Origin of the sequence: Vibrio sp. 10N.222.55.C7 (assembly GCF_041473335.1) — a bacterium.
Lineage (GTDB): Bacteria > Pseudomonadota > Gammaproteobacteria > Enterobacterales > Vibrionaceae > Vibrio > Vibrio crassostreae_C.
In genome coordinates, this window is record NZ_JBFRSC010000036.1 from 1 (window position 1) to 11,995 (window position 11,995).

The 11,995-nt window shown below is 43.7% G+C and carries 11 protein-coding genes; 5 read left to right on the plus strand and 6 right to left on the minus strand.

The features are described from left to right. Positions 1–132: 132 nt before the first annotated feature. The 4 genes from AB4482_RS12840 to AB4482_RS12855 form a co-directional block, all read right to left on the minus strand. Positions 133–276, minus strand: a complete 144-nt coding sequence (locus AB4482_RS12840) for a hypothetical protein (protein ID WP_017059112.1) — start codon at positions 274–276, stop codon at positions 133–135. A 25-nt stretch (positions 277–301) separates the two neighbouring features. Beyond that, complete coding sequence (locus AB4482_RS12845) at positions 302–577, minus strand: HU family DNA-binding protein (RefSeq protein WP_017059113.1); 276 nt, start codon at positions 575–577, stop codon at positions 302–304. 356 nt (positions 578–933) lie between these two features. Further along, positions 934–1,629, minus strand: a complete 696-nt coding sequence (locus tag AB4482_RS12850; RefSeq protein ID WP_017065484.1) for a VC0807 family protein — start codon at positions 1,627–1,629, stop codon at positions 934–936. 321 nt (positions 1,630–1,950) lie between these two features. After that, entirely contained in the window at positions 1,951–2,523 is a 573-nt protein-coding gene (locus AB4482_RS12855) for a YceI family protein (protein ID WP_372133250.1), read from the minus strand. Positions 2,524–2,815: 292 nt separating this feature from the next. Between AB4482_RS12855 and AB4482_RS12860 the strand changes: the two genes are divergently transcribed. Beyond that, the gene (locus AB4482_RS12860) at positions 2,816–3,532 is read left to right on the plus strand and encodes a DUF1826 domain-containing protein (RefSeq protein WP_372181058.1); all 717 of its coding nucleotides are present in this window, start codon (positions 2,816–2,818) and stop codon (positions 3,530–3,532) included. Between the two features lie 343 nt (positions 3,533–3,875). Beyond that, positions 3,876–5,762, plus strand: a complete 1,887-nt coding sequence (locus AB4482_RS12865; protein ID WP_372181052.1) for a methyl-accepting chemotaxis protein — start codon at positions 3,876–3,878, stop codon at positions 5,760–5,762. A 106-nt stretch (positions 5,763–5,868) separates the two neighbouring features. On the opposite strand, the gene AB4482_RS12870 is transcribed toward AB4482_RS12865, so the two are convergent. Together AB4482_RS12870 and AB4482_RS12875 are read right to left on the minus strand one after the other, a co-directional pair. Further along, positions 5,869–6,270: an ACT domain-containing protein gene (locus AB4482_RS12870; protein WP_372181053.1), complete on the minus strand. Its 402-nt coding sequence runs from the start codon at positions 6,268–6,270 to the stop codon at positions 5,869–5,871. Between the two features lie 145 nt (positions 6,271–6,415). Continuing rightward, complete coding sequence (locus tag AB4482_RS12875) at positions 6,416–7,309, minus strand: LysR family transcriptional regulator (protein WP_372181055.1); 894 nt, start codon at positions 7,307–7,309, stop codon at positions 6,416–6,418. A gap of 160 nt (positions 7,310–7,469) precedes the next feature. Here AB4482_RS12875 and AB4482_RS12880 point away from each other — a divergent pair, with 160 nt between their 5' ends. The 3 genes from AB4482_RS12880 (at position 7,470) to AB4482_RS12890 (ending at position 11,797) form a co-directional block, all read left to right on the plus strand. Then, on the plus strand, positions 7,470–8,369 hold the full coding sequence (locus AB4482_RS12880; RefSeq protein ID WP_017066263.1) for a Vmh family MBL fold metallo-hydrolase: 900 nt from the start codon (positions 7,470–7,472) through the stop codon (positions 8,367–8,369). 310 nt (positions 8,370–8,679) lie between these two features. Continuing rightward, a complete protein-coding gene (locus AB4482_RS12885; protein ID WP_017059123.1) occupies positions 8,680–9,495 on the plus strand; it encodes a TauD/TfdA family dioxygenase in 816 nt (271 codons plus the stop codon). Between the two features lie 253 nt (positions 9,496–9,748). Next, positions 9,749–11,797 carry a response regulator gene (locus tag AB4482_RS12890; protein ID WP_372181057.1) on the plus strand — a complete coding sequence of 683 codons (2,049 nt, stop codon included), beginning with the start codon at positions 9,749–9,751 and terminating at the stop codon, positions 11,795–11,797. Positions 11,798–11,995: the final 198 nt, after the last annotated feature.

Consider the following 11,995-nt stretch of genomic DNA (forward strand, 5'->3'; position numbering starts at 1 on the left):
ATTTTCCGGATTGGTATTATTTATTAGAGGCGCTTGCTCCTAAATCAAAAATGCCACTACAAATCTGCAGTGGCATTAGAACGATAACAAACTATCACCTTGCTTAAACCTAAACTTTAGTTCTTATATAAACTAAAGTTCTAACAGTTTAGCCAGTTCACGCTCTTCGAGAAGCTCTTCAATGCGTTGACGAGTCTTAGGCGTTTCGGCTTGCGCTTTAGTCGACTTGCCTGCTTTTTTGCTTCGGCTCGTTTTCGCTTTTTCCTTAGTCGTCATCGTAATCTTCCTTGTGTTTTTTGTGTTACAGGTTGCACGTTTCTTTTAGTGCCTTGCCCGCTTTAAATGCTGGCGTCTTTGATGCGGCAATCTGAATCTCTTCTCCGGTTCGCGGGTTACGACCAGTGCGAGCAGCTCGAGAGTTAACTTTAAAGCTACCAAATCCAAGGATCGATACGTCATCACCGTTCGCAAGCGAAGTAGAGATACCTTCAACTAGCGCATTTAGTGCTGTGCCTGCTTGGTCTTTTGAGATGTCTGCAGAAGTCGCGATGTGTTCAACTAATTGAGATTTGTTCATAATCTATATTCCTTATTGAGTACGGCTGGCGTCTACCTTTAGCACCTAGCTTATGCGATCTTATCAACAGCAATTGAAATAATGTCAGTGAGCGGGTAGAGCTTTGTAAAGTAACCAACAGAATTGACTATAAAAGCATCTGTCGGTTCAATCAATGCAATTCATTGATTATTATTGGTTTATAGACATGTTGCCCAAATTTACTTGAGAAAAGAGCATTAGGGTTGCCCGTTCGATTCATAATCCAAATCGAAGCTGTCATCTATCACGTTGATAACGAAAGAGTAAAAACAAAGAAGCCCAGCTTAATTGCTGGGCTTCATGTTGTGCTGTCAGAGCGATTTGTTAATTCAGAACTATTTAGTAATAAAAATTTGTTCTGTTTCTAGTGATGTCATCGTGCGAACTTGACGCCAAATGTAGTAGAAAATACCTAACATCATCAGCATGCTTGGGATGGCGATTGCTGGGTAGCTGTAAAGTGTCAGCTTGCCAAGTTCTTCATTAAAGGCAGCGGTGCCAGCAGGGCTAGTCACAATCCAAGTCGCTAGGAAGTAGTTCATAGCTGAAGAAAATGCGAAAGTACTCGCGAATAGGTAGTTGGATGTCATTAGACAACGATCAAACTTTGCTTGGTTACCGAACTGCTTTAGGCGCTCTTCAATAAGAGAGATATTTAACAGGGCCGGTGTGAAGATAACTTTCTGGATAAACGGGTAGCGGGTGAAGGTAGAGCCAAGAACCGCCAAACCAATTAGACCAGGGATTAATGCTTCTTTTAGTGCTAACCAACGAGTGTCTAGCTCAAAGAAACCAATACCGCCCGTTAATAGCACGCTGACGAAGCCAAGCGCCGCTATGAAGTTGAACTTCTTGTTGCGGATCAACTCCATGCCACCGTAAGCAATAGGGAAGGCTAGTGCGACAAGTAATGCTAAGCCTGTTCCGAGAAGCTCATCTCCACTGAACTTCATTAAAATGAATGAAGGAAGAAAGACGTTAAATACGACTTCGAAAAGAGGACTCGATTTTTTGTTTTCTGTGTTACTCATAATTTCTAAATACATTATGTTATGGATTTATTCTCAGGGATTGTTGTTTACCTCGCCCAAGATGTAAAGCCTTAAGGCGTCATGCTGTGTAACGACATGTGACATCAACGACATCTCTGAGCCTATATAACGCTCAATTTAATACTTTGTGAGGGATGTTTATCTGGCCGACTTGGGGAAATCGAGTGGAAATTTTGGTTTAGTTTATTCAAACCTAATTCAGTTTATTGCGTTGTCGCGTACTCTTACTCACATTCACCGCTCTCAAACGATTGATGAATGTGAAATGAGGGAGAATAGAAAGGAATAGTTATAAGTCCATTATTGGTCGAAAAGTAGGTTAAAGCTTAAAGGGATTTGGTCGGAAATCGCTAATCCACCCACGGTCGCTGAAAGTTTGTTTAGATTCTCTGTCGATATCCCAAAATCAGCGCCGTTGACGATGATTGTCGAGGCTGAACTAACCATGACAAATCCTGAGGATGGAACCACCACAACTGGGAAATCGATCGTTTTTGTTACGCCGTGCAAGGTAACCTCCGCTGCAATGGTTGTTCTTTTTGGGTCACCGGACAACATTGACGGTTCAACTTTTCCAGATATCTTCACTTCAGGGAAAGTCATCGATTCAAAGTAGAGCTCATTGAGCCTCTGATCGCGAATAGCCACGCCAGTTCTCACACTTTTTACGTCCAACAATATGGAAAACTGACCCGCTTCGGTAAGACCACCAGATAAAGGCTTGATGGATGCGGGCTCAACAACAAACTGCTTCTTGATGGTTGCGAACGTGATATTCGATAAATTGGGGTCTAACGTGTAGCCCGTTTCCGCGAAAGATTGAGCGGAGATAACGGTGCATAGGATGCCGAGTGTAGAGATTAGTTTTTTCATAAGTTGTCACCACATTGATGAATTCACAAGTTTAACGCTCTCGAGTCGTGCATTTTTGGAGATCTTTATTTGAACTAAAGATAAATTAGAAAAAGATAGATAGAAGCTTAGTTCAGCATTCATCAAATTACCTGACGAAGGTAGAGCATCGCCATATTATTGGAACCATGATCGGCAAAGTTACTTGTGCAAATTTAGTTATGTTATAACATAACTAAAATTCACTATTACTGTGAACGACGTTTGCAGTATTAAAAGAGAAACGATAAGCATGCATCAAGGAGATGACGTAATGAATGCCGTGTTAACCAAGCCTTTGATAACGAATAGCAATCAGCCACTTAACATTAGTTCCGTTGTGAGTATCAAGGATCAGGCGAATCATAAGCCTGGACTTAGCGCTTCTGAGCAGCCAACGGTATTAGCGGATATCTACCAAAGTGATATTAATATAGCGGTATGGCAGCGACAGTTTGATGAAGGCTTAACGACGGCAATTAGTGAATTTATCGCCTTGAATCCAAACTTTAGTAAGTCTGTTAGCGTGTCACCTGAAAATGCTTTCGATAAGTTGGAATTTGCCACCGATGGCACCGCCTCTAAAGCGCTGTTAGAAAACATGGCAGAGCTGGTGGATATGTTCTGTTGTTTGTTTGAGCTTGAAGAAGTCGGGTTACGTTTAGCCGTTCTGAATAAAGCGATGTGCCCACGTTTCCATTTTGATCAAGTGCCTTGCCGCTTGGTGACAACTTATCATGGTGTTGCGACTCAATGGTTGCCAAACGACTTAGTCGACCGTTCTAAGCTAGGGCTAGGGGCTAACGGAAAGCCTGATTCTGTTTCAGGCCTGTACAACGACGAATCTGACATCCAGAAAATGGCCAGTGGTGATGTTGCGTTATTAAAAGGGGAGCGTTGGAGTGGCAATGAGAATAGAGGCCTTGTTCACCGTTCACCAGTCACTTCATCTGACGAAACACGATTGCTGTTAACGTTGGACTTTGGTTGATCAACTTTTGACTATTTAGTTCGCAACCTGTTTCTATTCAGACGTTCAACTCATTTAAATACCTTCCTAATGAGCTAACGGCATGGCGCGATCTGTGCCGTTATTATTCTCAAACAGAGACACTCATCAGCTGACCATGTTTAGCACATTAATTCAAAATTTAGAGTTTACCATTCTCTAAATCAATGGGTTACGATGCGTGCACTTACTCACATATATCAATATTTCAGTTCCTCATCGGTTTCTTAATTTATTTTAAAGCGTAAAATATATCCCGCTTGCAAACCTCTTTGGCAACCAATTTGTTCGCCACGGTTTTTTACTTCCACATTATAGGTTTCCTATGTTCAAGAAACTCTCGCTTAAAAATAAACTGGCGATTTCAGCCAGTATGGCCATTATCCTGGGGGGGATCTTGGTCGAGGCATTGTCTTTTCGTGCTTCATTGCAAAGGTTGGATACAGAAGTTGAACAGCGTTTAGAAGGCGCATCGGCTTCGTACAATCAATATGTATCGGATTGGATCTTATCCAAAGAGCGTGCGCTTACTTCTCTTTCGAAAGAGTCCAAACAAGAAAGCTTGGTGACTCATCTAAAACAGGTTCGTGACTCAGCCTCTTTTGATAATGTCTTCTTGGCATTTCCTGATGGTTCGCAAAAGAACGCGAACGGTGTTGTGTTGCCACCGGGCAATGATGATCCACGCGTATGGGGTTGGTACACCAATGCGGTTGCGAACCCAAGCAAGGTGTTCATGGATAACCCAACGGTTGCTGCAGCAACTGGGGCGAACGTTGTTTCATTAGGAACAGCAATGCAACTGCATGGGCAACAGGTTGTGTTGGGTGCTGATGTAGAAATTGCAGACATCTTAAACAGTCTAGAGCAGGTGATTCTTCCAGGTGAAGGTTACATGTTCATCGCGACCAATAAGGGCACGGTTTATACGCACCCTGACACTAAGTTACTGAACAAAAACATCAGCTCACTTGGGTTAGATTTTGCGGACGTACAAAAGGCGCTGACTAGCGGTAAAGACACTTCTATCGAGTTGAATGGCAGCGACTATGTTCTGTACGCACGTGCGATTGATGGAACGAGCCTGATTACTGTGAGCGTTGTTAACCATGACTCTCTGGTTGCGCCACTATTTGATGCAGTGATTGGTCAAGTGTTGGTGACGCTACTTGTGGTGATCGTATGTACCATACTGTTTAACCTGTTGTGTACGATTCTATTCCGCCCGTTGAACCACGTTTCTCAAGCACTGGCGCAAATCGCGAATGGTAGTGGTGATTTAACTCAACGCATTCATGTTGAAAACCAAGATGAAGTGGGCGAGTTGGCTCATAACTTCAATACCTTTGTTGGAAGCTTACAGCAGTTGATTGGCCATATCCGTGGGCAGTCAGAACAGCTAAACAGCCAGTCAGAGCAAAGTGCTCAGCGTGCGAACCGTTCGGTGGATGAGCTTAATCATCAGCAGCAAGAAATCACTATGGTCGCGACGGCCGTAACTGAAATGGCGAGCGCCACGCAAGAGATAGCATCGCATGCCGAGCAAACAGCAAAAGCGGCGCAAGATTCAGCGACAAGCACTAACAGTGGTCACGCTCTGGTTGTGGATACCAAAGGTTCAATCAATAACCTAGCCAATGAAGTGAACGAAGCAGGTAATGTGATCAGCGAGCTAAACAAGCACGCTCAAGAGATCTCGACCGTACTCGCAACGATTCAAGGTATTGCAGAACAAACCAACTTACTTGCTTTGAATGCAGCGATTGAAGCGGCTCGTGCTGGTGAACAAGGTCGTGGATTTGCTGTGGTAGCGGATGAAGTACGTGTGCTTTCACAGCGTACCCACTCTTCAACGGAAGAGATCAAATCAACAATTGATATCCTGCAGCGTACAACGGCGCAAGCGGTTGAGCTGATGGAGAGCAGTTCTAAGTTGGCAATACATTCAGTAGAAGATGCCGATCGAGCTTCGCATGCGCTTGAAGAGATCAATACTGCAGTTGCTTTGATCAGCGATATGGCGACTCAAATCGCGACGGCTGCTGAAGAGCAAACACATGTGACGGGTGAAATTACCCAGAACGTGACGACCATTAAAGATGTTACCGACCACTTAGTTGTGGGCGCACAGGACAGCTTAACTGAGTCGAACGAACTTAAGAGCCAAGCCGCTGGCTTAAGTGACAAAGTGGCGACTTTTAAGCTTGCTTAACTGGTTCGCTCACTGATGCCTGATCAGTGAGTGCACGTTAAGCAATAAGCCAAAGCGACGTAGATTACGTCGCTTTTTTTGTGTCTGTGAACAATCGAATTCTTTACTAATCCGCTTCTGAAAACTCTTTCAGCGCACTCATTGCAGCTTCTGCTTTGTCTTTTTGAACGAAGATGTGGTCGTGATAGTAGCCCGCAACCACGTTAGCGCTAATGCCGTAAGAGCCAAGCTTGGTGGCAAACGCCGCCGTTAATCCAACCGCTTCAAGGCTCGAATGTACCGATAAAGTGATAAGGCTAAATACACCGTCGAAGTTTAGCTGAGCTTTGGTCGCAACGTCTTCTTCCAGAACCAGCGTTAAACCTTCTTTCTCACGAAAAGTTGAGATTGGATTGAGCTGAACATAGTCTGTTAACGCTCCGTCGACAGTACAGAAAACATAGTTGCCTTCAATGAGTTCTGGTGACATGGACTTTAACAAAATGTCTAAATCGGTAATGGCAGTCATAGTCAGTTTCCCTGCGTTAATAAGCTAATTGATGATGTATGCAGTCACGATAGAAGCAACTGACAGTTAAGTAAAATTAATGATTTTAATTCTGCATCAGTTTTACTAATGGCAAGTTTTCCTCCTTAGTGATGGCATCGTACTTCTACCAACTTGTCGATTGTTCCATCTCGTCAGATAAATGGTCGATAAAGGCTCTTAACAGCGGTGTGACTTGTTTACGCGTTCCATAAATAGCATGAACACCGAGCGTTTTAGGTTGCCATTCAGAAAGCAGTGGCACTAATAGACCATCACGCATCATGGTTTCCACTGAAGGGAAGGGCAGTAAACAGATACCGTTGCCTTTGAGTGTGGCAGAAAGCAGAACCTCTGAGGTGTTTGCACTGATATTCCCTTTAATCGGAACCGATTCGAGCCCATTGGGGCCATTGAACGTCCAAGCGGTTTTGCCAAAGTAACTGAACGATAAACAGTTGTGGTGCGCTAGATCTTGGGCTTCTGTGGGTGTGCCTTTCTCTTTTAGATATTGAGGCGATGCGCAAATCACGGAGCGGCATTCACCGATCTGCTTCGCGACAATATTGGGCGTCAGTTCGTTGGTTATGCGAATGGCCAAATCGATGCGTGACTCAACCAGGTTGACGGTCTGATCAGTCGAGATAATGTCGATAGAAACCTCTGGCCATTTGGCGATGAAGCGACTAATTGATTCCATCAAGAAGCTATCGACAATCGAGTAGCTCGCAGTAATACGCAGCTGACCTTTTAAATGCTCTCGGTTTTGGTTTCTGATCCCAGCTAGGGATGTTTCCAGTGCCAAAAGTTCTCTGGCGACCTCAAGTGTTTCTTTACCTGCGCTGGTTAAACTCAAGCTTCGTGTTGTTCTGTGAAGCAAGCGTGTGTCCATCCATGCTTCTAACTCACCCAAATAACGAGTGACCTTGGTTCGTGAGAGATCAAGGTGCTCTGCCGCAGCGCTTAAACTGCCACGTTCCACTATGGTGACAAAGACATTCATTGCCTCGAGTTTATCCATTGTTTTATTGCCTAGAGAATTAAACCGACCTCAGTATATGTCCGAAAACTGCAACAGTTAAAGTTAATTTGATGTCTATTTCATCTAAAAACAATCAAATAAGATATTTGGACATTCAGCGAGTTGGCAGGTGTTCAACTCCAAATATCGGAATAAAGCCATGAATACGTTATCGAAAACCCTGTTATCAAAAAGCATGCTTTTAGGAACCATAAGCCTAGGAACCGTGCTGGCATCAAGTGTTGCGCTAGCGACAGAACTGAACATTACTCACTATAACCCCGGCGAGAACGCGATATTCCCGGCAAGCTCGGTATTGGTTTCGGGTGAGAAAGAAGTGATTCTGTTTGATGCGCAATTTAGTGTGGCTGATGGACAAAATTTGGTGGAGCAAATCAAAGCGACTGGCAAAAAATTATCGATGATTTACATCAGTAGCGGCGACCCAGATTACTACTTTGGTTTGGAACCGATAGTTTCGGCATTTCCTAACGTTAAAGTCGTTGCCAGTGAAGCCGTTGTCGCGCATATCAAACGCACCAAAGATGCAAAGCTTGAATACTGGGGGCCTATATTAGAAGGCAACGCGCCCTCTAAGGTGATTGTTCCAATGGTGATGAACGACACAACATTAAGCATCGAAGGTGAAACCATCGAAGTGAAAGAGATAAATACACACCAAGCTTACCTATGGGTTCCGTCTGAAAAAACGGTGTTTGGTGGCGTGTCGGTGTATAGCGGTGTGCATGTATGGATGGCAGATACTGCATCGAAAGAGATTCGTAGCCAGTGGTCACAATCGTTGGAGCGTATGAAAGCACTAGAGCCAGAGGTTGTAATTCCGGGTCACTATTTAGGTGAAATGCCAACAGGAATAAATGCAGTTCACTTCACGAAGGATTATGTGGCTGATATTGAAAAAGCGTTGGCGAGCAAAAGTAATCCAACATCGGTCGAGATCAGTGATTACATGAAGAAAGCCTACCCGAAATTTGAGGCTACGGAAGGCGATTTAGAACTTGGCGCGAAAGTGCTAAGCGGTGAGATGGCTTGGCACTAGAGTTGATTATCTCGGTTGTGTCCCAGAACAGTCTGAAGATTGTATGCTAGATTTATTGGTGATACACAACTGGAGATATCGATGATCTGGCTTTCAGTGAAAGTACTACAGATTGGACTTGTCTATGGATACAGGAAGTATCAAAAAACGAAAAGAGCTCCAGCTTAGGAGCTCTTTTTTTGTTTCGGAGAGACGACTTTCTATTTCAAGTGAGAAAGAAAATCAGCATTTACCCGGTTTACTGTTAGTAGTCAGATTAGCCTAGTAGCCAGATCCGCCCTGCAACTCAATATCACCAATAAGCGAAAGTATGTTGAAAATAGAACCCATTACTCCTCACATCGGCGCTCGTATTCACGAACTAGAGCTTTCTACATGCAGTGCTGATGAACTAGATAAGGTGTATCAGGCACTTATTGCCCATCAAGTGATCTTTCTCGACGGGCAGACTTTGTCTCCAGAACAACACTTGATGATTGCACAGCGCTTTGGAACGTTAGAACCTGCACATCCTTTCTTCCCTCGCGTGGAAAGTGCGCCACAGGTGAGTGTGATTGAAACAACCCGTGGCAATGCGCCAAAGGAAAGTTATTGGCATACCGACTTAACGTGGCGCAGCTTGCCGTCGAAAGCTTCCCTGTTGCATGCTCAACACATTCCAAGCATTGGTGGTGACACTATCTGGTGTTCTATGACTGCGGTTTTTGAATCTCTACATGAAGATATGAAAGCTAAGTTGAGAGGGTTGTCGGCGACTCATTCGCTTGTGGCCTTTGAAGGTATAGAATCAGAAGACATTGATCTCGATTGGCACAAATCCTTGATTAAAACAGCACAGGAGAATCCGCCAGTGGTTCACTCTGTTGTTCAAGTTCATCCTGAAACGGATAAAGAAACGCTCTGTATCAATGAACAGTTTACTCGTTATATCAACGAACTCGACCGCAAAGAGAGTGATGTTTTACTCAGCCAACTGTTTGAAATTGCGAGACGCCCTGAGTTTCAAGTTCGTTTCAAATGGGACAACGGCTCAATGGCGATCTGGGATAACAGGGTAACGCAACATTACGCAGTGATAGATTACGGCGATACTCCAAGAAAAATGCATCGAGTAACAGTGACATAACAGTAAGTAAGAGGGGTAATTGGTGTAGGCGCTAGCGGACAAGTCTCAGGAACTCAGGTTTAGTGTCTGAATTAAAGTATAAAACTGAGACTTTATTCATCTAAGCTTAATAATAAAAATAAATCCGTTGGTTATTTGATTGAAACCCCACTGCTCGGACGTGATGTGTAATATAATCGGCGCCAAAATATAAGTATAAAAACCAAATCATAGAATTAATAAACGTCAGGGCTTAGAGAACAAAGTATTTCGTATGAACGCGATTCGTAAAGTTTACCAGTACGCAGAACCAAACCTTACTCTCGTAGGTTGGATGGGCTTTGTCGGCTTTCCAATTTACTACATTGTGTGGGAGTTTTTGTTTCCGCAGCCCTACGAAAACTTAGCGCTTCGCTTGTTTTGCTCGGTATTGTTCTTTGGCATTATATTTCGTAATCGTGTCCCATTTGAATGGCGAAAATACCTTCCGGCTTATTATCAAGTTGCTGTAACTATCTGTTTGCCAGGTTTCTTCTTCTACATGCTGCTAATGAATAATTGGTCCAACGTTTGGGTTATGTCATTCATGTCGGCTATTTTCCTCCATATTTTATTGGTGCACGTGACGAGAGTGATGTTTGCACAAACCTTTGCCGGTATTGGGATTGCTACCTTGTGTGCTTGGATTGCACAAGACTTCTACCTCGAACTCACAATGGATTGGACGCATGTGCCAATCTTTTTGTTTATCTACTTGTTCGGCAACTTGTTCTACTTCCGCAATCAGGTGGAACATGAAAACAAAGTGTCATTGGCGAAGTCTTTTGGTGCGGGTATTGCCCATGAGATGCGAAACCCTCTAAGCGGGTTACTTACCTCTATTGATGTTATGCAGTCCATATTGCCTAACCCTAAAAGTGGTGATCAAAAAGGGCAATATGCGTTAAGCAATGAAGAAGTGATTCAGTTGCGTGAAGTGGGCGATGAAGCGATGGAGATCATTCATTCCGGTAACGAAACGATTGATCTGTTACTGACTTCAATTGATGAAAACCGAGTCTCTCGCTCTACGTTTAAGAAGCATTCAGCGCAAGCGGTGGTTGAGGATGCGATAGACAGCTTCAATTACAAGCGCACTGCTGATAAGTCAGCAATCTCCTTGGATGTGCAGAGTAACTTTGAGTTCTTGGGCAGCGACACCTTGTTGAAATACGTCATGTATAACCTGTTCAAGAATGCGTTCCATCATCGTAGCCCTGAAGATTTTCATATTCATGTCACCATGTTCAGTGATGAAGTGACGAACCAGATAATGGTGACGGATAACGGCTCTGGTATTTCGAGCGATATCATTCGTCGTATTTTCCAAGACTTTTACACCACAGGCCAGTCGGGTAATTACGGTTTAGGTTTGCCATTTTGTCAGAAGGTCATGCGCTCGTTTGGTGGTGAGATTAAATGCCAGTCTGAAGTGGATCAATGGACACAGTTCACGATGATTTTCCCATCTTTGACTTCCAATTCGGTAGAGGAAATCAAGAGCGAACTGACTAAACTCAAGACGGTGCTGATGATCAGTGATCAGACAGTGCTTTCCAGTAAAATGACTGAAATATCTCGCTTTATGGGTTTTGACCTCGAGATTTTGGATGTGGCATCAGCGCTTCAGAATAAGGAATATCAGTTTGAGTTCGACTTGATTTTCGTTGATATGGAGAGCTTGGATTTAAGAGCCAATTGCCTCGATAAGATTGAATCGTTACTTTCGTTCACTGAGGCGCGAATCATTTACTTGTATGAGCGTCATCCTATCAAGCGTGTGCGTAACATCTCTTTCGAGCCTATTTGGGTGGAAACGCAAGTTTGGCTACTGAATACCAAAGCGACCATTGATCGTTTACTGTTTGACTCCAACTATGTGATGCCATCGGTTACTGTAAAACCGCTAGAGGCCACCACTAAACGTACGATTATGGTGGTCGATGACAACGAGTCTCTACGCCGATTTACAGCAATGTTATTGGAAAAACAGGGCTTTGATGTTGTGCAGAAAGAAGACGGACAACAAGCCTTAGATGCGCTTGATACCGACGACATCGACTTGATCCTAATGGATATTGAAATGCCAATCATGGACGGTGTTGAAGCTTCTCGCCGTATTCGAAGTGCCGACAAAGAATACTCTTCGGTGCCGATTATTGCTCACACGGGTGACAGTTCTCCCGTTACCTTGGAAAAGATGGAATCGTCAGGCATGTCGGACTTTATTGTTAAACCTGCCGACAAAAACCGACTGTTCGATAAAATTGCTCACTGGATTTAGCGGATGTAATCGTCTGAAGTTCACGGGCAATGCGTAGACATAGTGTCTCGTCCTAAAATACGTTGACAGTATTTCTACTAAGCCAACAGCATCAGCTGTTGGCTTTTTTCATGCACCTCATTTGGAGTTTTCATCCTGAGACTAAGGTGCGGCCTCATATTGTTATAGGTACTTATAGACTCTTTTACTAGTTGTTTA